Source organism: Leucothrix mucor DSM 2157 (assembly GCF_000419525.1).
Taxonomy (GTDB): Bacteria; Pseudomonadota; Gammaproteobacteria; order Thiotrichales; family Thiotrichaceae; genus Leucothrix; species Leucothrix mucor.
Genome location: NZ_ATTE01000001.1, coordinates 1,381,164 through 1,401,201, shown reverse-complemented (window position 1 = coordinate 1,401,201; position 20,038 = coordinate 1,381,164). Strand labels below are relative to the sequence as shown.

Genomic DNA, 20,038 nt, shown 5'->3' with positions numbered 1-20,038 from the left:
GGTCGACCGGCAGGCCTTAATCGCGGTGATTATCTGTTTTTTCGGGCGATTAGTCTCGGTTAAATTTCACAAAAGTCTCATCATAAGCCTTACGCGCAAACACCTCTTCAACCATCGGTGCAAAAAACTCTAACGGTTTACTGTCATAGTCCGGATCAAAACTGCTCTGATCCCAGTTTTCACAAAAGTCGACAGCCGCCTGATAATAAGGGCTATCCCGATACTTATCCCGCTCATTCGGGTTCCAGCCATCATAATAATGCGCATAGTAAATCATCTGAAAGGCACCGTGATGCTCCACCACCCACGTCACATCTTCGCGCACAAAAGGCCGAATCACTTCTGCGGCAAAGCGATCATGATTTTGTGGCGCTAAGCCATCGCCAATATCATGCAGTAAGGTACCAACAATCCAATCAATATCCGCCTTATCACGCCATGCTCGGGTGGCCGATTGCAGCGCATGTTCTAAACGACTCACTTTATAACCGGCAAGGCTTTCTTCACCTTGTGCTGCCAACGCCTTCAGAATTCGCTTTGCCGTGCCGTCACGGTATGGCTGCTCCAAAACTTCCAGATAGTCGTAATCCTGTTTCGTTCCGTGCTTCATCTCGGTAAAACTTACTGTTTTCATGTGTATTCCATTTAAGACGGCTTAGTCGATACATTAGAGTATTCCAAATAACCGACAGAATGTAGGGCTTTGGGAGTATTATTAATATAAATGAAGAATAGATTGGCTAATGTCGGAGTGGGCCTCCGGTGATAGCTAAAAAAAAGGGGACGCTATGATGTCAAATAATAGTTTAGGATTAGCCGTGGTATTAGGGCTATCAATGACTTCGCAAATGGCTTTAGCAAACATCGCAGATCCACTCCCATGCGATGCGGCTTCAAACGCCAGTAAACCACAGCCAGATGCGAGGCATTGGTCGAATGACAAGCTCAAGGTGTACACCATCGGTGGGAATACTAATGGCTTGGGCTATCAAGAGTCAGGCTTTGAAAAAGCCGTGCTGGATAAAGGGATGCGCCTGACGCTACTTAACGGGCCAGAAGATTTCGCATTTACCGGTGCCGATGGCCCGGGTACCGCCGCCGCAAGTGTTGGCGTGTTTAAGAACGGAACACTCACCTACAACAGCAGCTTTATCACCACCAACCGCGCCGAGTTTCGCACCACCAAAGCCGATGCCTTTATTTCAGGGAATAATGGCACAGGTGTTTTTATCTTTCCGGAGCAAGGCCCGAAAGCGGGTGACGTTTACACCGTCTCCATTACATTCAATGAGCCGGTTACCGCTTTTAGCTTCGACCTTGTTGATATTTTTGACACGCTAAAAGATAACAACCCCACCCTGCGCTATGAGATTCATGCGGATGAACACGTGGTTGTATACATCGATGGCCACCTGCTGGGAGATGATAAAACAGGACAACTTAACCTATTTGATAGCGAGCACAACTTTAAAGGGACGATGCTTTCTGGTCACAATATCGAAAACACGATTGGAATTATTCCTGCAAAGCCGATCAGTCAAATCATGATCAAGCACAGCGTATTGAGTCGCAGCGTGATGGCATCAGCCCGAGACCCGCATGGTATTGACCGCTTTGCCTACAGTACGGAAACGAGTAATTGCCTGTAACTGAGGATTTACACGCTGTCGATTTAAGATACTATTCAGTTTCGTTTGGATCATCCCAAAAATTCAATTAAAGCTAGTAATTAAATTCTCAGTGGACAGTGTGTGATGGCGATTTTACTTAACAACAACAGTGCTTCCGGAAATGCCGAATGGCAAAAAGCGCTGGCTAGCCAGTTACCGGGTATGCCCGTTTATACCTACCCAAACATTCCAGATCCGGAGGCCGTTCGATATGCGCTGGTGTGGAATCACCCCAAAGGCGACTTGAAACGCTATCCAAATTTACGCAGTATTTTGTCATTGGGCGCTGGCATGGAGCACTTGCTAAGCGACCCCGAGCTACCGGAAGTGCCATTAGTATCGCTCGGCGACCCTGCAATGGCACGGGAAATGTCAAACTATGCTTTGTACTGGGTGATGAATGCGCATCGCCATTACCCTCAATATCGCAGTCAACAAAACAATCAATACTGGCAGCCATTGGATGTAACTCCTGCCGAGCGATTTAACGTCGTCGTCTTAGGGCTGGGACGGATCGCCTGTGAAGTAGCGCGTACTGTGCAGCAAGCGGGCTTCAATGTGAAAGCCTGGGACTTTAAACCCAAAACGGCTGAAGGTATTGATACCTACTCTGGCATGGAGGCGCTACCGACCTTACTCAAACCGGTTGATGTGGTTATCTGTTGCCTGGCTTTAAATAGTCGCAGCGAGCAGCTGATCAATGCCGCATTCCTCAAGCTTATGCCACGTAAAAGTCATCTGGTGAATATTAGCCGTGGTGCGATCGTGGATGAAGCTGCCTTGCTGCAAGCTTTGGATAAAGTACAAATTAGCAGTGCCGCCTTGGATGTATTCAGCGCTGAGCCATTGCCGAAAGAAAGTCGCTTATGGCGTCACCCAAAAGTAGCCATTACGCCGCATATTGCAGGGCCAACTCAGCCAGAAACAGCGGTTAGAGTGATTGCCGCGAATATCATGCGTATGGAACAGGGAGAGCTGCCTGAGCCGATATTTGATCGCAGCCGAGGCATGTAATTGGCCGCGCTGACTAGTTTGAAAGTGCATTTTTTGAACTGGTCAGCGCTCACATAGCTTCAGCAATTCAGCAATCGATGATGGTCGTGTCAGAGCTCTATGCCGGCTCTGATGGAGCCTCAATGCGACGCTTGAGAGATACAACCCGCTTACCTAATACGGCCTCAGGCTGATACTCATCAAAGAACACGCACTTACCGCCTGATTGTTTTGCCTTGTACATCAACTTATCCGCGCAGCTAATTAAGTCATCCAGGTTTTTATTAGCCTGCTTTGGCTGATAACAGCAAGCTCCAATACTCGCGCTAATCTGATGCTTTTGCTGGCCATCCGTTATGGGCTGCTCAATAAGATCCAGCAAACTTCTGGCGGATTGATAGGTCTTTTCTAAGCAGTACTCACCGCTAAGGCGTAATAAGACGACGATCTCATCACCACCAATTCTGATTGCATCGCCATCATCAGCCAAAGATTTCTCCATTCGCTCGGCAATTGTCGCTAAAACCAAGTCTCCGGATTTATGCCCATAGCGATCATTAACTGCCTTAAAACCATCTAAGTCTAAATACAACAGCATAAAACGCTGCTGCTTTTGGTCTGCATCATCCACATATTGAGAAAATAACGTATCCAGATAACTACGGTTATAAAGTCCAGTTAAGGGGTCATGCGTGGCGGCGTAAATCGCCTGTAATTCGGAGGCCTTGGTGTGATCTCTAAATTGCAGCAAAGCTAATAATGCAAGCGTTAAAACAATACTGACGGCAAGCACCATTCCAATCATAAAGCCGATATGGGCGTAGTCAGGATTGCGTCCGAGAAAGGGGTAATTCAACCAGTGAATACCTACCGCAAAGAACAGTACAGCGGTGGTCGTGATACTTTTTTTGTTAAATTTGGCTCTGAAAATCAAAATAGCAGGATAGATAAAGACTGCCGATGCGGTGGTTGCAAACAGGAAAACAGCGAGGGATTCCATCCCCGCGAGGAGCAGCGTACACAACACCGTAATGATCACTACGGGCGCGAGTATCCACCGCTTAAGTTTGATGGGGACTCCCACAAACAATAAGGTGCCAATCACGATTGCCTGATCAACAATGGTCTGCAAACTAAAAAAGGCCATATCGGCCTCAATGGTTTTTTCAGAGCCATAAAAAATAAGTGCTAATAAGTAAGCCACACACTGAAAAGCTGACGAAGCAGTCCACCACTCGATCCCCGGACGCGAAGGCATCGTACGAATGATAAGAAACAGAGCGGTCAGTAAAACCAACACTGTCGCACTGACAATCATGGTTACTTGAAATGGGTGCATGACTTAGAGTTATACCTTTAATTGCCAACAAATATAGCAATACTTGACAATAAGTCTACAGATACCCGACACGAGGAGTTGCCCTGCGCCACCGATTGTCTGGAACTCCTTACTAAGCTAAAAGCAGTGCCACATTGATTATTCCGTTAAACAATCAGCCCATACCCGACAGATTCTTTTATACACTAATGCCGGTTTATTGAGGGCTAATGTGCACCTTAGGGTCAGGATTTTCGGTATGTCCATCCACCGCCATCACCTGCCCTGAAACCCTTTGAGAGGCATCGGAGCCTAAAAATAATGCCATTGCCGCCACATCCTCAGCGGTTACAAAACAGCGCATCGAGGTACCACTGGCATACGCTTCCTGAATATATTCACGAGTGCTGCCTTTAATCGCAGCCTCTCGGTCCAGCACTCCATTCATGCGCTCACCTTCCACGCTACCGGGGCAAATGGCATTGGCTCGAATACCATGAGGGCCAAGCTCCATCGCTAAAGTTTTCATCAACCCAATCACGCCCCATTTGGCGGCGCAATACGGCGCGCGGTTTGGATAGCCATACAGGCCAGCAGTGGATGAGGTCAGAATCAGGCTGCCGCTGTGTTGGGCTTTCATTATCGGCGTAGCATATTTGGCAAATAAAAAGGCACCTTCTAAATTTACCGACAAGCAACGTTGCCAATCGGAAAGTTGCACATCTTCAATTTGAGCGGTTGGGCCTGCGATGCCAGCATTGGCACATACCACATCTAACTTACCCCAGCGCTCGCGAATGTCTTTAAATAAGGCGGCCACCGCATTTTCATCGGTGACATCCAGCGTGGTGCGATACCAATGGTCTGGAGAGTTTTGCAAGCCTGCGTCATCAATATCAACCACCCAGATAGCCGCTCCGGCTTCATCAAAGGCTTTGGCCATGGCCCTGCCAATACCGGATGCACCTGCTGTAATCAGCACGTATAGCATGACTCCCCCCTGCTCTGTAATTGACGAAATAGCAGTCTAAGCAATGGCGAGAATAACCACTAATAAAATAAACGTGGCCTAGGGCTAATAAAAATCAGCAATCGACTTGAGTATTCGGCCAACGCTATCTTTAGCCGCCGTTGCACAGTGGCGAGCGCGTAAATAGCCATGCACTAATCCTTTTTCCTCAGAGCAATGCGATACGCCACCGGCTGCTTGAATACGGTGGCAGTAAGCTAAACCATCGCCCGCGAGTGGATCATATTGAGCGGTAAATACGGTGGTTGGTGGTAAACCACTAAAGTCATTGTCATCTAACGGCGCAAACCAGCTTTCTTTTGGCAGCGTTAAATCTGTCTCTAATGGTGCATCACCATTTAACAACTGGCGCTGGTAGAACAACATGTCGTTTGTACTGAGTAGCGGCGCATTGGCATGTTCCAGATAAGTACCGTGGCTAAAATCACTCCCCAATACCGGATAGATCAGTAGCTGCCCAATCGCTTGCGTGCCCTGCCCGCGAATCCGATGTGCCACCGACGCCGCCAGATTAGCCCCTGCACTATCACCCATTAAGATCACCGGCAGCTGATTACGCGCTAGCACATGATGGTAGCTGGCAAAGGCATCATCAAAGGCTGCCGGATAGCGATGTTCCGGTGCCAACCGATAATCCACCGCAGTGAGCAGCAATCCGGTGTGCGCACAAATCTCAGCACACACATCATCATGGCTTTCAAGGTCACCCACAACATAACCACCGCCATGAAAATACAAGATCTGGGCGCGTGGTTGGGGATTTGCTTTTACGTTGGATTGGTCACCTTCAAATTGATATTCCCGCAGCCGAAGCGTGTTGGCACTGGCCTCGGTTGATATAAACTCATAATCCTGCGCAGTCACACCGACTGGCCTACCCGCATAAAACTGCTGGCTCATGGCATTATAAAGCGCTCGTTGAGTAGCCATCGATTGCTCACCGGCATCCACTGGAAAGCAGCTAACACTGCGTTCAATGAAGGCCCAGACTTGCTCATCGATTAAATCAGCGTATTTGCCACGTTCACTATCAGCCATATAAATCCTTTCTAAAAAACAACCGTTTAATACTTGCTATAAAAAAATTTCTTATTTGACGACAATATTTTTGTAGCATACCCACTTGACGCAAATTATTAGCATTCTCAGGCTCTTTAAGTGCTTGTGAGCCTTGTCGTTTCAGGTGTATTGTCATCGAGTGTTCACAAATGTATATCTCAAGGAGCCAGCATGCCCGATATGGATCAACTAGAACAAGACCTGAAAAACGGTCGATTATCACGACGTGACTTTGTAAAGATGAGCGCAATGCTCGGACTCACTGCAGCAGCACCTGCAATATTACTCGGAAGCGCAGCTCAAGCAGCAGAACCCAAAAAAGGTGGCCACCTTAAAATTGGTACCGGCCACGGCTCAACCACAGACTCCCTAGACCCAGCGACCTACGAAAACAACGCCATGCAGTCTATTGGTAAAACCATTCACAACTACCTGACACAGGTGAATGTTGATGGTTCTTTAGGCCCTGAAATTGCCGAAAGCTGGGAAGGCTCAGAAGGCGCGACCAAATGGGTATTCAAACTCCGCAAAGATGTCACCTTCCATAACGGCCAGAAAATGACCGTCAAGGATGTTATCGCCTCGCTAAACCACCACGGTGGTGAAGACACCAAGTCTGCCGCCAAGGTTATCGTTGATGCCATCTCTGAGATGAAAGCGGAAGATGATTACACGCTGGCGCTAACACTGACCGATGGTAATGCTGACCTACCGTATCAGTTAAGTGATTATCACCTTGCGATTTTGCCGGCTAATGCCGAAGGCAAAGTAGACCCAACCTCGGGTATTGGCTGTGGTTACTATAAAGTAAAGAGCTATGATCCCGGTGTTAAAACCGAGCTTGAGAAATTTGCCGATCACTGGAATGCGGATGCGGTTCATTTGGACTCAGCTGAGTTCCTCACCATCGCTGATGTGACTGCGCGAATCAATGCACTCACCACCGGTGAAATTGATGTTGCCGATCGCATGGATGTAAAAACCCTGCATTTGCTGAAGCGTAATAAAAGTATTCGGATTATCGAAACCAGTGGTAATGCGCATTACACCATGCCAATGCGCTCTGATACTGACCCGTACAAAGATAACGATGTGCGCCTGGCCCTGAAATACTCAATGGACCGTGAGGCGCTACTGAAAACAGTCCTGCGCGGACATGGTTATATCGGTAATGACCATCCCATTGGCCGTGCTAACCGCTATCTGAATAAAGAGATGCCACAGCGCGCTTATGATCCGGATAAAGCCAGATTCCATCTGAAAAAAGCAGGCAAGGAAGGTTTGAAGGTTCAGCTGAGCGCCGCCGATGCCGCCTTTGCCGGTGCAGTCGATGCCGCCGTACTTTACAAAGAACATGCAGCCAAAGCGGGCATTGATGTTGAAATCGTCCGCGAGCCAAACGATGGTTACTGGTCGAATGTTTGGATGAAGAAGCCATTCTGCTTCTGCTACTGGGGTGGCCGTCCGACAGAAGATTGGATGTTCTCTACCGCCTACTCCAAAGGCGCGAAATGGAACGATGCCTTCTGGGAAAACGATAAATTCAATAAGTTATTAATTGAAGCGCGCTCTGAGCTGGATGAAGCGAAACGTGCTGAGATGTATGGCGTGATGCAAACCATCGTCAGTGACGAAGGCAGCACCATCGTGCCGCTGTTTAATAACTACATTAATGCCGTTTCTAGCAAAGTCGGTACACCTGAAGAAATCTCAAACGATTGGGATTTGGATGGACAGCGCGCGGTTTTACGCTGGTGGAAAGAAGCTTAACGCAACAACGCTAAATCCGGTGAGGGCTCGCAAGAACCTCACCGGCTCCCCCACTTTAGCTATCTCTTAGCCATCCTAGCAAAGGAGTCACCATGCAAGCTATCTTGCGCCTGATCATGCAACGCCTGGGCCTCGGCGTGCTGGTCCTGTTTGCGGTATCACTCATTATATTTCTCGGCGTTGAGTTATTGCCGGGCGACTTATGCCAAGAACTACAAGGTCAATCAGCCACTGAATCCACCATCAAAGTCTGTCGTGAAGAGTTGGGACTGGATAAACCCGCCGCCGGTCGTTACCTCGAATGGCTAGGCAATATCACACAGGGCGATTTCGGAACCTCCATGGCCAATGGTCGTGAAATCTCAGATCTAATCGGCGTTCGTTTATATAACACCTTTTTTCTAGCCATGGTCGCTGCTGTTATCGCAGTACCACTGTCACTGGTTTTGGGTTTATTAGCCGCGCTATACCGTAACAGCTGGTTCGACCGCCTGATCAATATCTTCACCCTCTCTTCCATTTCATTTCCGGAATTCTTTGTCGCTTATATTTTAATGTTGGTGTTCTCAATTACGCTCGGTTGGTTCCCCAGCCTCTCCAGCGTGAGCCCCGATACCCCCTTTGGTGAGCGCTTGTATCGCGTGTTCTTGCCAGCACTAACTCTCACACTGGTAGTGATGGCCCACATGATGCGTATGACACGCGCCGCCATTATCAACCTGATGGCCAGCCCTTATATCGAAATGGCACAGTTTAAAGGCATGAGCCGCTCCCGCATTATCCTGCGCCATGCACTGCCAAACGCTTGGGCGCCGATCGTCAATGTGGTCGCTATTAACCTTGCCTATTTAATCGTTGGTGTGGTGATTGTCGAGGTGGTGTTTGTCTACCCCGGACTCGGCCAGTTGATTGTGGACTCTGTTCAAAAACGCGACATTCCCGTGGTTCAGGCTTGTAGCATTATCTTTGCCGCCACCTATGTAATCCTGAATCTGACGGCTGACATTTTGTCGATTGCCACCAACCCAAGGTTATTGCACCCACGATGAGTAGCGAAAATACACACCCAACCTCTTTATCCGCCGATGCCTTGCCACCACCGCCACGCCCCGGTGCGTTTAACGCCGCTCTGCGTGAGCTGTGGAAAGCGCCGATTACCGCCAAGTTCGGCATCATTGTTGTTCTCTGTTATATCTTTATCGCGATTTTCGCGCCATGGCTAACGCCCTATGGTGAGTCCGAAATTGTGGGCGACCCTTTCGATTTATGGGGGGATGATTTCATGCTCGGTACCGACAATCTGGGCCGTGACATGCTCACCCGCTTACTGTATGGCGCACGTAACACCGTTGGTATTGCCTTTGTCACGACTTGTCTCGCCTTCCTAATTGGTGGCGTGATGGGTATTGTGGCAGCCATTACCGGCGGCTGGGCTGATCAGATCATGAGCCGTGTTGTCGATGTGTTAATGGCGATTCCCGCACTGATTTTCTCGCTGCTATTACTGACCATTTTCGGCACTTCGATTCCTGTTTTGATCGTAATCATCGCGGTACTCGACTCCACCCGCGTGTTTCGCTTAACCCGCGCCGTGAGCCTGAATGTGGTTGTCATGGATTATGTCGAAGCCGCCCGTTTGCGCGGTGAAGGCATGGGCTGGATTACCCTACGCGAAGTACTACCTAACATTATGCCGCCACTAGTGGCTGAGTTCGGTTTACGCTTCTGCTTCGTATTCCTCACCATTGCCTCCTTAAGCTTTCTTGGCTTAGGTATCCAACCACCAATGGCCGATTGGGGCAGCATGGTACGCGACAATGCCACACTCATTACTTATGGCGACATCACTCCCTTGTTACCAGCCGGTGCCATTGCACTGTTAACGGTTGGGATTAACTTCATTGTGGATTGGTTCCTGCAAAAAACCAGTGGATTGAAAGATGGACAATAAACCTAAAGATGACTCTGTACTGTTGGAAATGCGCGACCTTCGCATTGAAGGTATGCGCGATGATGAATGGCATCAGATTGTTAAAGGCATCGACCTCACCCTGCATCGCGGTGAAGTGCTGGGCTTAATTGGCGAATCTGGCGCGGGTAAATCAACCATCGGCATTGCCTCCATGGGCTATGTTAAACCCGGCTGTCGCTTCTCCGGCGGCTCGGTCACCTTTGATGGCATCGACATGATCAATGCCAGTGATGAGGAGAAAGCCGAGCTTAGCGGGATGCGCATTGCTTACGTTGCCCAAAGTGCCGCCGCTTCATTTAACCCTGCGCATCGCTTGATTGATCAGTTTGCTGAAATCCCGGTGGAGCATGGCAAAAGCAATCGCGCTGATGCCTACGCCGATGCGGTTGATCTCTACGATAAGCTGCAACTTCCCGACCCCGAAAATATTGGTTTTCGCTATCCGCATCAAGTCTCTGGTGGCCAGCTGCAACGCGCTATGACCGCAATGGCAATGTCTTGCCGCCCTGACCTGATTATCTTTGATGAGCCGACTACAGCGCTGGATGTGACCACACAGATTGAAGTGCTGATGACCATGAAAGATATCGTCAAGCAATTCAATACGGCCGCGATTTATATCACGCATGATTTGGCAGTCGTCGCCCAAATGGCAGACCGCATTATGGTCTTGCGCCATGGTGAGTTGGTGGAAGAAGCCAGCACTCAGGAAATGCTGTCTGACCCGCAGGAGGATTACACCAAGTCACTCTGGGCGGTGCGCTCATTTACCAAAACCTCGCAAGAAGTCGATCATGATCAATCCCCATTGCTTCGGGTTGAAAACGTCACGGCTGCTTATGGCGATGTGCCGGTACTGCATGATATTAGCTTTGATATTCATCCCGGTGAAACCGTGTCGGTGGTGGGCGAGTCAGGTAGTGGAAAAAGTACTGCGGCCCGTGTGATTACCGGCTTGCTGCCACCCAGTCAAGGCCAGGTGACCTTCCAAGGTGAAGTGCTGCCAGCGGATTACCGTAGCCGCAGTAAAGACCAGCTTCGACAAATCCAGATGATCTACCAGATGGCGGATACGGCGATAAACCCTCGCCATCGTATTCGAGATATTATTGGTCGCCCATTAACTTTTTACTTAGGCTTAAAAGGTCAGGCGCTGGAAAAGCGCATTCGGGAATTGCTGACGCTGATTGAGCTTGATCCGGATGAGTTTATTAATCGCTATCCCGGTGAGCTATCCGGCGGTCAAAAGCAGCGGGTGTGTATTGCCCGTGCGTTAGCGGCAGAGCCGAAGTTTATTATCTGCGATGAGGTGACTTCTGCGCTGGATCAGTTGGTCGCTGAGGGAATTTTGCGCTTGCTGGATCGTTTGCAGAAAGAGTTAAATCTGGCGTATATGTTTATCACGCATGATTTAGCGACGGTAAAAGCGATCTCGGATCGGGTAGTGGTAATGCTGCAAGGTAAGATTGTTGAGCAAGGCAGCAAGGATGAAATCTTTATGCCGCCGCATCATGAGTACACGGAGCTACTGCTGTCATCCGTGCCAGAAATGGACCCCGATTGGATGGAGAACTTAGTCGAAAAGCGCAATGCGGAAGCTGAGGCTTAAGTCACCCATTAAAAAAGCCGCTCGCCACAATTAAAATTAGCGAGCGGCTTTTTAATATGGAGCAAAACAGTACCAAGCCGTCAGGAGCTAAAATTACGGTACTGCTTACTCCAATCTTTTGGGCAATTAAGTGTTTAAGTGCTTAACAATTGCCTTACCAACCGCATGTGCGCTGGCTGGGTTCTGACCCGTGATTACACGGTCATCTTCCACAACAAACACATTCCAAGGCTGTACTTTATTGTAACGTGCTGCAGTACGCGTTAAAGACTCTTCCAACAGGAATGGAATCTTGCTGATCGTGCCGTAGTCCACTTCTTCTTCACGAGTAAAACCCGTCACCGACTTATTAGCCAGCAGCTTTTCGCCGTTGCTTAACGTGATTGGCAATAATGCACCCGGACCGTGACAAACAGCGGCAACAATACCGCCATCTTCATAATGCTTAGCGCTGATTTTACCGAACGCTTCGTTAGTCGCCAGATCAGACAGCAAACCAAAACCACCTGGGTAGAAAACTGCATCGTAGTCATCAGCATTGATTTGAGACACAGGAATCGTGTTGTTTACACGGTTCTGGAAATCATCATTGGCAAGGATTTCAGCGTTTACTGCATCATCTTCCATATCGGTGCCATATAAAGGGGCTTTGCCACCTTCGATAGAAGCCAAATCATACTCAACACCAGCGGCTAATAATACGTGCAGTGCGTGTGTTAGCTCAGGTGCGAATGTGCCGTTTGCTTCGTCAGTGTCGCCCAGTGTTGCGTGGTTTGTTAGTGGGATCAGTACTTTTTTCATGGTGTATTCCTCTATGGCTAAGATGTGCTTAGTCGTTTTATTTAAGATGGGAATACTATAATTGCTTTCGATATAAATGATAATATAGCGAATTGACAAATGATTATTGCTATACAGCAACAATGGAGCCGCAGTGGATAGTTTTGAAGGGGTGATTGAGTTTGTGGCAGTTGCCGAGACTCAGGGATTTTCAGCAGCGGCAAAACAGCTAGGTTGTAGCACGAGCCATGTAAGCCGACAGGTCTCACGACTTGAGGAACGCCTAGGCAGCACCCTACTCGCTCGCACTACCCGACAAGTGAGTTTGACCGAATCGGGCCTGGCCTACTATCAACATTGCAAAGATTTGGTGACCGGCTTGCAGCAAGCCAATGATCAAGTCAGTTCGCAGCAGTTCCAGTTAAATGGCACCTTGCGAGTGAGCGCTGCCGGAACCTTTGCTGAGCGCTTTGTGGCACCGGCGCTGATGGAGTTTGCCCAGCAGTATCCAGAGCTTACCATCGATATGGACTTCAACAGCCGCATGGCAAATTTTGTGGATGATGGTATCGACTTTGCGATTCGCTACGGCAAGCTGGCCGACTCAGGCTTGGTCGCTCGTAAGCTGTTAGATCGCCCAATGATGGCGGCGGCTAGCGAAGCCTATCTACAAGAATATGGGATTCCCGAGCATCCTCGCCAGCTAAAAAATCACAGCTGCATCATTGCCAATAGCGATCACTGGCCCTTTGAACACGCGGGCAATGCGGATAACCTTCGGGTACATGGCCGCTGGCGCAGTAATAATGCACACGCCGTGGTTCAAGCTTGCGAGGAAGGTTTGGGGATTGCTTATATGCCCAAGAGTAATTTTCAGGAATCGATTATTCGTGGCAGCTTAAAGCCAGTGCTGGAACCCTTTTGGAGTAAAGGCTCCAGCAGTTGGATTGTGTATCAGAACCGGCGTTTTCTACCGATGCGCGCACGACTGGCAATTGATTTTTTAGTGCGTCGCTTTGCCAATTGGAAAGAGTAAAGCCTGAGTCTTAGATAGATCACTTAGATAAACCATTTCGTATCAGGCCTTTTCATATTAAGCTTTTTCGATTTTGTACCCAGCGGCAATAATGGCCTTTAACGCCTCACTGGAGGTACTACGGTCATAGTCTTTTTCAGACTCCGACAGCTCCTCATAAGGCACGAGTCCAGGGTGTAACTTTGCCTGATCATCACGCTGTTCCCCATAGCGCCAACCATCGCGCATGCGTTGCTGTGACCAGACTTCATGGGTGTTATAGGCGAGTGATTCTAATAGTTCGTTAAGCTCTTCGGAGAGTTGAATCTTGCTGGTATCGATTGGCTTGGGTTGGTACATAGTGTGATTCCTTTTTTAGCTCATTCTAAGCAATCAGCCAGCCGCATCAAGTTAATTCATGACAACTGAAGTGGCATTCACGACCGGAATCACAGCACGACCAACACAAACTATTGCTAAGCACTTATTTGCAGATTATTGTACGGAATCTAACTCATTTGAATGGTTGCGATCATGTTTGAACACTTTATGTGGCTACCTTTTTTGCTGGCGATTACGGTCCTGACCTTATCTCCGGGTGTTGATACCGTCTTGGTACTGCGCAACTCCGCTCGCGGTGGGCGAAAAGACGGATTCCTTACCAGCTTTGGGATTTGCCTGGGTTTATTTGCCCATGCGATTATTTCAGCGGCGGGCTTATCCGCCATTTTACTGAGCTCAGCCGAGCTATTTAATTTGCTGAAATATGCCGGTGCCGCTTACTTGTTTTGGCTCGGTTTTCAAAGCCTGCGCTCGGCGTTTAAAGGCGGCGGCTTACAACTAGCAAAAGCGACTGGTGTGTCATTTGTACCCGCTTCAAAGTCATTGCGCGAAGGTCTGCTATCTAATGTGCTGAACCCCAAAACGGTGGTTTTTTACATGGCATTTTTGCCACAATTTATTGACATCAACTACTCACCCATTCCTCAGGCACTGATGATGGCCAGCGTGCATTTTCTGATTGCGATGGTATGGCAGGGTTTATTGGTGTTGATGGTGAGCAAGGCACGGATTTGGCTACAGCGTCCGGCAGTCAGCACCACAATGGATGGCGCAACCGGTGTACTGCTGATGGGCTTTGGACTAAAGCTTGGCACTAGCTAAAGCTCCATAAAAAAGACTGTCAGCTGAGTGACTTGACCCGACTCAGCTGACAGCAAACCACACGATTAAGACTTCATTTCCATCACGATACGGCCGGTAATTTCACCCTCCAGCATATCGGCAAAGATCTCATTAATTTGCTCCATCGGCTTCACTTCGATAATCGCTTTAACCTTTCCTTCTGCCGCAAACTGCAGGCATTCTTTCAAGTCCTTACGAGTACCAACGATAGAGCCAACCACCTTCACACCGTTTAATACGGTATCGAAGATGGGTAGTGGCATCTCATCCGGTGGCAGGCCGACTAATACAAACGTACCACCACGACGCAGTGAGCGATAAGATTCTTCAAACGCCACCTTAGACACAGCCGTACACACCACACCATGCACGCCACCCACTAATTCCTGAATTTTCTCAGACGGTTTGTCCTGCTTGAAGTCGATACAGTGAGCTGCACCCAACTCTTTAGCCAGTGCCATTTTCTCAGCGCCAGTGTCAACCGCAATTACATTCATTCCCATAGCAACTGCGTATTGAATCGCTAAATGACCTAAGCCACCCGCGCCCACAATCGCAACCCATTGGCCCGGTTTTACCTCGGCAACTTTTAACGCCTTGTAAGTGGTAACCCCTGCACAGAATAAAGGTGCGGCTTCAACATAGCTCACTTCATCCGGAATCTTCACCACGTATTCGCCATTAGCAAGGCAAAACTCAGCGTATGAACCATCCACAGAATAGCCCGCATTTTGCTGGCTCATGCACAGGGTTTCTTTACCTTCCAAGCAGTAATCGCATTGGCCACAAGCCGAGTACAACCATGGAATGCCAACCCGATCACCAAGGCTTAAATGATGGATTTCAGAGCCTAGCTTAACGATTTCGCCCACGCCTTCATGGCCAGGCACTAAAGGCAACTTAGGCTTAACCGGCCAATCACCATGGCAAGCATGCAGGTCGGTATGGCAAACACCACAGGCATGAATCTTAACCAAGACATCTCGCGGGCCAACCTCTGGCACCGGGATATCTTTGATTTCCAGAATTTCTTTAAACTGACTAACGACGGCTGCTTTCATAGTGGGATTTCCCTCTTGATTGAATTAACTATCAACGTGGACCAAAGGTCTTGGTATAGGAAAAGTATAAAATAGCGGCTGTGTAGCAATATGACTAAGATCAAGAAAAGCGACAAAATTGCATCCCCTTGAAGAGCCTGTTTACCCGTATCGCGTTAATCCAGTGTGCGAACCGCTTTGGAGCGATGATCTGATGTGTGCGGTAATCACCGTCGCTGCAATCAAGATAACGGCAAAGTCATCGCAGTAGCCAATGATCGGCGCAACATCAGAAATGAAGTCGACCGGTGAGATGAAATAGCCTAATGCCATATACACTGTCAGCTTTACCCAAAGCGGCGTGTGTTTGTCGCGCGCCGTATAAAACAGGGTCAGGCTGGTCGTGAGTGCACTCTGGGCGCTAGCCTTGAGCTTGTATTTAGCTTTCAACCAAAGATCCGTGCCCAGCAATTCATTATCGAGTTTATTTTCTGACATGTTTTCACTTCTTTATATTTATAATTGAAGAAACTATGACCACATAAATACCTTAGTCCAAGACTACAGTTTATAGCTAACCAGCCAAACAAGATAGGTAGGTATATCTACCCTCCTCGCTTCAATAGCTTCTATCTATCAGTACGGTTGTTATTATCTACTTGTAAACGCAAATGGGAATCATTATTATTTAAAGCATCAACGACACCTTTGGAGCTTGTCATGTTAAAAACGATTACTTTTGCTGTAGTTCACTTCGCCACCGCGTTCACAGTTGCTTACTTAATTACGGGCAGTGCCATCGTAGGCGGTGCGGTTGCTTTGGTCGAGCCAGCGGTTAATACCGTGGTGTTCTACTTTCACGAGAAGTTGTGGACCAAATATGATATCCCTGAGTTGTTCTCACACTTCACCGCAGTGGCTAGTCACCGTGCTTGAGTGCCTACTAATAAGAAACTGTATTGGCACCTCGAACGTCCAGTTAACACATACAAAAAGGCAGCGGGATGACTATGCCGCCCCGCTGCCTTATTAACTAAACAACCACTTTTAAGATCACTCAGCGCAATCTCTTAAGTGGGTTTAGTACTTAAACTCACACGCTAAATTAGCTTGAAAGTACCGCATCGCCCAGCTTTTCGTCAGTCGCTTTGCTGGTTTCAACTGAAAGATAGGTATCGTAATCACGTAAAACATACAGCGTTACAATGGCTGCCAGCATTGGCCATGCCGCGAAGAATAATAAGTTGCTCCAAGGGCTAAAGTACGAAGCCATTGGCGCTAAGGTAGACACTGCGTGCATTGCCAACACGATACCGGTAGACCAGCGCTTTTGGAAACCCACCAAAAAAGCCAAAATAATTACTGCCTGCAACGCACCCAGCGCATACACAAGGCCTGTGCTTAAACCCTCAGTCATATAGAACTTGGCAAACACCGCTGCGGTATGACCTGGATTAACAAACTTATCCAGTGTCCACATCGCTAATACCAAAAAGACTCCCAACCTCAGCGCTAATAATACCGACGCAATTTTTTTCTGAGGAACAGTAACAGTAGACATAAACTTTTTAACCTTTCTTAGATGAATTATACGCGCTGCAGTGACAGCACAATGATTACAAAGCGAACTTGCTTTAACTACCTTTACGGCGAGTATTGAGCGAGGGATGCACAAAAAACCTTACCTTTATGTAAGGTTTGAATCCCTTAAAAATGCACCAACTCAGCACCTTGCTGCACCATTTTTGTAAAACGCCTCAGAGGTAATAATCGATTAGCTCGACACTGTAAGTTTCCTTACATTTGACAGCGGTTTTTTTTGTTCGTCAGCGCATAGAACTTGGTGATAATGTCTCAAAAAGTTAACCATCCCACGCAATTGTCCTGTCATTTTTTTGGAATAAAAACGCATGAAAACCGCACCCAACCTCGCACAGTGTTTGGCAGAATGCCTACCGGGATACAGCCTGCCACAGGCTCTCTACACCGATGAAGCCATCTATCGGCAGGATCTTGAGAACCTGTTCTTTCGTGAATGGATTTTTGTCGCTCACGATTGTGAGATTCCAGAGGCCGGCGACTACCTGTTGTATGAAATCGCCGAGTACGACATCATTATTGTCCGTGCGCACAATGGCGATATTAACGCCTTTCACAATACCTGCCGCCACCGTGGCTCACGCCTTTGCGATGAGCATAAAGGTAACAAAACCCAATTGGTCTGCCCTTACCACCAATGGACTTATGACCTGACTGGCCAACTGCGCTACGCCAAAGACATGGGCAGCGACTTTGATCCCAAACAACATGGCTTGCACAGCGTTCACTGCGAATCCTTAGCGGGTAACATCTACCTGTGTTTGGCAGATGAGGCACCGGACTTTAGTAAGTTAAAAGCACTGGCCGAGCCTTACATACTCCCTCACCAGTTACGCAATGCCAAAGTCGCGCATGAAAGCAATATTATCGAGGAGGGCAACTGGAAGCTGGTTCTTGAAAATAATCGGGAATGCTATCACTGCTTAGGAAGCCATCCGGAGTTGTGCCGTACCTATTCTGATGACCCTGTAATTACCGGCGTGCCTGAGGATATTAGCGAGTCACCCGAGGTAGTTAAAGCGCATTGGGAGAAGTGTGAGTCAATGGGCTTACCTTCAACCTTCCACCTGAGTGAGGATGGCCAATACCGCATTACCCGGATGCCTCTAGAGCGAGATTGCGAATCCTTCACCATGAATGGCAAAGTTGGCTCCGCCCATCCATTGGTCGAGGTTGATGATGCGGCGCTCGGCACCTTGATGATGTTCCATTACCCCAATACCTGGAACCACTTCTTATCTGACCATGCGGTCACCTTCCGCGTGACACCCATCAGCCACAATCGCACCATGGTCACCACCAAATGGTTGGTTCACAAAGATGCGGTAGAAGGTAAAGACTACGACATCGCCAACTTAACGGAAGTCTGGGATGCCACCAATGATCAGGACAGAGTCTTAGTTGAGAACAATCACAAAGGTGTTAGCTCGCCAAAATACACCCCCGGCCCCTACTCTGAGCTACATGAAGGCGGCGTGATTCAGTTTGTAAACTGGTATCGTGATTTTAGTGAAAAGGCGTTACTGCACTCGGCGTTGGATGAGCAAATTCAGATTCCGGCGCTGCACCCTCACGATGCAGAGCTAAGCCGCGTACCCGTTAGTGTGGAAAGCCGCCCTGCGCCACCACCCGCACAACCGATTGCTGTCGACTTTATGCCACCACCGCCAATGGCAACTCAGCCTTTAGTGCAAACCGCGCCACCACGCTCCGATACGGTATTTGATCAAGGCAGCAAGCCACCCGCTGCCGTGTATTCCTACCTTGATCAAGGCCGCCCATGGCAGGCACAAACTGAAATGTTGGTGCTGGTTAACATCATTCCTGAAGCGCCAGATGTAATGACTTTCTCGTTCCGCACTGAGTCTAGCAACTGGTTTAACTACGCACCGGGGCAATTTGTCACTCTAGAGCTACCCATTGGTGAGCGTCCGATTTACCGGACTTACACCATCTCATCCAGCCCATCCCGCCCCTTAGCGATGTCGGTCACGATTAAGCAAGGCCCGAACAGCATTGGCACGGCTTGGATGTTTGAGAACCTGAAAATAGGCATGAAAATCCGTGCCTTTGGACCAGTGGGTGATTTCAATCTCTACAACCACCCTGCACCCAAATACTGCTTTATTTCCGGTGGTAGCGGCATCACACCCATGATATCGATGACCAAGTACTTGTTTGACCGTGGTGGTGATATTGATGTGAGCTTTATCCATTGCGCGCGCTCACCGGCCAATATTATTGCGCGGGATGAGATTGAGCGAATGTCAGCGCGGGTACCAACCATTCAGCCCGCTTGGATTGTTGCCGAGCGTGACCCGTTCCAACCGTGGGCAGGCTATATCGGTCGCTTTAATCAGCTGATTTTAGAGCTGACAACCCCAGACTATTTCGAACGTGAAATCTTCTGCTGTGGCCCTGAGCCCTTTATGCAAGTTGTGCGCGATATTCTAAACGCCGCCGGCTTTGATATGAGCCGTTACCACGAAGAAAGCTTTAATTCGCCGATTATTGAAGCCGACAACGTTGAACGTCACGATGTTATTCCGGATGAAAGCATTACGGCGCAGATCAAATTCCTGACCTCTGGCCACACCATGCCATCGAACCAAGGCACCACGATTTTGGAGACCTCATTAAAGGCTGGATTAAATATCCCAAGTGCCTGTCAGTTTGGCGTGTGCGGAACCTGTAAGATCAAAAAGGTCTCCGGCGAAACACATATGGTGCACAACGGCGGCATCTCCGATCGGGAAATTGAAGAAGGTTATATCTTGGCCTGCTGCTCTACTCCACTAACGGATGTTGAGTTGCTTTACTAATCTGTAAAACCCTGCAAGCCGGTGATGTGAACGCATTCCGGCTTGCAATTTAAGCTGAGTCGAATTAAGCAATGACGGCGCTTGTGTCTGGTTTAGCAGGGCTTATGGCCATGATTCAAAAGCCATTTTGAGGTAGTATGCCTTGCACAATAAATCACACAGCACTCGGTTCAGCC

The 20,038-nt window shown here is 48.5% G+C and carries 19 protein-coding genes; 10 read left to right on the top strand and 9 right to left on the bottom strand.

All coding sequences use genetic code 11. The annotated features are described in order from the left end of the window. Nucleotides 1–49: 49 nt before the first annotated feature. Nucleotides 50–634 (bottom strand): HD domain-containing protein, encoded by a 585-nt coding sequence (locus tag LEUMU_RS0106235; protein WP_022951418.1) that lies wholly within the window; start codon nt 632–634, stop codon nt 50–52. Nucleotides 635–788: 154 nt separating this feature from the next. Here LEUMU_RS0106235 and LEUMU_RS0106230 point away from each other — a divergent pair, with 154 nt between their 5' ends. Then, entirely contained in the window at nt 789–1,649 is an 861-nt protein-coding gene (locus tag LEUMU_RS0106230; RefSeq protein ID WP_022951417.1) for a hypothetical protein, read from the top strand. Between the two features lie 105 nt (nt 1,650–1,754). Continuing rightward, nucleotides 1,755–2,684 carry a 2-hydroxyacid dehydrogenase gene (locus LEUMU_RS0106225; RefSeq protein ID WP_022951416.1) on the top strand — a complete coding sequence of 310 codons (930 nt, stop codon included), beginning with the start codon at nt 1,755–1,757 and terminating at the stop codon, nt 2,682–2,684. 97 nt (nt 2,685–2,781) lie between these two features. On the opposite strand, the gene LEUMU_RS0106220 is transcribed toward LEUMU_RS0106225, so the two are convergent. The 3 genes from LEUMU_RS0106220 to LEUMU_RS0106210 form a co-directional block, all read right to left on the bottom strand. Further along, nucleotides 2,782–4,002 carry a GGDEF domain-containing protein gene (locus tag LEUMU_RS0106220; protein ID WP_022951415.1) on the bottom strand — a complete coding sequence of 407 codons (1,221 nt, stop codon included), beginning with the start codon at nt 4,000–4,002 and terminating at the stop codon, nt 2,782–2,784. A gap of 196 nt (nt 4,003–4,198) precedes the next feature. Beyond that, nucleotides 4,199–4,972, bottom strand: coding sequence for an SDR family oxidoreductase (locus tag LEUMU_RS0106215; RefSeq protein WP_022951414.1), 774 nt, complete (start codon nt 4,970–4,972; stop codon nt 4,199–4,201). Nucleotides 4,973–5,056: 84 nt separating this feature from the next. Continuing rightward, nucleotides 5,057–6,049, bottom strand: a complete 993-nt coding sequence (locus LEUMU_RS0106210) for an alpha/beta hydrolase (RefSeq protein ID WP_022951413.1) — start codon at nt 6,047–6,049, stop codon at nt 5,057–5,059. A 192-nt stretch (nt 6,050–6,241) separates the two neighbouring features. Here LEUMU_RS0106210 and LEUMU_RS0106205 point away from each other — a divergent pair, with 192 nt between their 5' ends. The 4 genes from LEUMU_RS0106205 (at nt 6,242) to LEUMU_RS0106190 (ending at nt 11,421) form a co-directional block, all read left to right on the top strand. Further along, entirely contained in the window at nt 6,242–7,840 is a 1,599-nt protein-coding gene (locus LEUMU_RS0106205) for an ABC transporter substrate-binding protein (protein WP_022951412.1), read from the top strand. 92 nt (nt 7,841–7,932) lie between these two features. Beyond that, nucleotides 7,933–8,889 carry an ABC transporter permease gene (locus LEUMU_RS0106200; RefSeq protein ID WP_022951411.1) on the top strand — a complete coding sequence of 319 codons (957 nt, stop codon included), beginning with the start codon at nt 7,933–7,935 and terminating at the stop codon, nt 8,887–8,889. Next, nucleotides 8,886–9,791, top strand: a complete 906-nt coding sequence (locus LEUMU_RS0106195) for an ABC transporter permease (RefSeq protein ID WP_022951410.1) — start codon at nt 8,886–8,888, stop codon at nt 9,789–9,791. The genes LEUMU_RS0106200 and LEUMU_RS0106195 overlap by 4 nt, the downstream gene beginning before the upstream one ends. Continuing rightward, on the top strand, nt 9,781–11,421 hold the full coding sequence (locus LEUMU_RS0106190) for an ABC transporter ATP-binding protein (RefSeq protein ID WP_022951409.1): 1,641 nt from the start codon (nt 9,781–9,783) through the stop codon (nt 11,419–11,421). Before LEUMU_RS0106195 ends, LEUMU_RS0106190 begins: the two co-directional genes overlap by 11 nt. Nucleotides 11,422–11,547: 126 nt before the next feature. On the opposite strand, the gene LEUMU_RS0106185 is transcribed toward LEUMU_RS0106190, so the two are convergent. Further along, nucleotides 11,548–12,222, bottom strand: a complete 675-nt coding sequence (locus LEUMU_RS0106185) for a type 1 glutamine amidotransferase domain-containing protein (protein WP_026744533.1) — start codon at nt 12,220–12,222, stop codon at nt 11,548–11,550. A gap of 133 nt (nt 12,223–12,355) precedes the next feature. Between LEUMU_RS0106185 and LEUMU_RS0106180 the strand changes: the two genes are divergently transcribed. Further along, complete coding sequence (locus LEUMU_RS0106180) at nt 12,356–13,237, top strand: LysR family transcriptional regulator (protein ID WP_022951407.1); 882 nt, start codon at nt 12,356–12,358, stop codon at nt 13,235–13,237. 57 nt (nt 13,238–13,294) lie between these two features. Here the strand turns inward: LEUMU_RS0106180 and LEUMU_RS0106175 are convergent, their stop codons facing one another. Then, on the bottom strand, nt 13,295–13,576 hold the full coding sequence (locus tag LEUMU_RS0106175; protein WP_022951406.1) for a RyR domain-containing protein: 282 nt from the start codon (nt 13,574–13,576) through the stop codon (nt 13,295–13,297). A 174-nt stretch (nt 13,577–13,750) separates the two neighbouring features. Here LEUMU_RS0106175 and LEUMU_RS0106170 point away from each other — a divergent pair, with 174 nt between their 5' ends. Then, nucleotides 13,751–14,380 carry a LysE family translocator gene (locus LEUMU_RS0106170; protein WP_026744532.1) on the top strand — a complete coding sequence of 210 codons (630 nt, stop codon included), beginning with the start codon at nt 13,751–13,753 and terminating at the stop codon, nt 14,378–14,380. Between the two features lie 65 nt (nt 14,381–14,445). Here LEUMU_RS0106170 and adhP read toward each other — a convergent pair whose 3' ends face one another. Together adhP and LEUMU_RS24945 are read right to left on the bottom strand one after the other, a co-directional pair. Further along, nucleotides 14,446–15,462: an alcohol dehydrogenase AdhP gene (adhP, locus tag LEUMU_RS0106165; protein ID WP_022951404.1), complete on the bottom strand. Its 1,017-nt coding sequence runs from the start codon at nt 15,460–15,462 to the stop codon at nt 14,446–14,448. A gap of 141 nt (nt 15,463–15,603) precedes the next feature. Further along, nucleotides 15,604–15,939 carry a YkvA family protein gene (locus LEUMU_RS24945; protein ID WP_051155972.1) on the bottom strand — a complete coding sequence of 112 codons (336 nt, stop codon included), beginning with the start codon at nt 15,937–15,939 and terminating at the stop codon, nt 15,604–15,606. 222 nt (nt 15,940–16,161) lie between these two features. Between LEUMU_RS24945 and LEUMU_RS0106155 the strand changes: the two genes are divergently transcribed. After that, nucleotides 16,162–16,377 (top strand): DUF2061 domain-containing protein, encoded by a 216-nt coding sequence (locus LEUMU_RS0106155; protein WP_022951403.1) that lies wholly within the window; start codon nt 16,162–16,164, stop codon nt 16,375–16,377. Nucleotides 16,378–16,546: 169 nt separating this feature from the next. On the opposite strand, the gene LEUMU_RS24940 is transcribed toward LEUMU_RS0106155, so the two are convergent. Beyond that, nucleotides 16,547–17,002 carry a hypothetical protein gene (locus LEUMU_RS24940; RefSeq protein ID WP_022951402.1) on the bottom strand — a complete coding sequence of 152 codons (456 nt, stop codon included), beginning with the start codon at nt 17,000–17,002 and terminating at the stop codon, nt 16,547–16,549. 349 nt (nt 17,003–17,351) lie between these two features. Between LEUMU_RS24940 and LEUMU_RS29015 the strand changes: the two genes are divergently transcribed. Next, nucleotides 17,352–19,862: an SRPBCC family protein gene (locus LEUMU_RS29015; RefSeq protein ID WP_022951401.1), complete on the top strand. Its 2,511-nt coding sequence runs from the start codon at nt 17,352–17,354 to the stop codon at nt 19,860–19,862. The last annotated feature ends 176 nt before the right edge of the window (nt 19,863–20,038 follow it).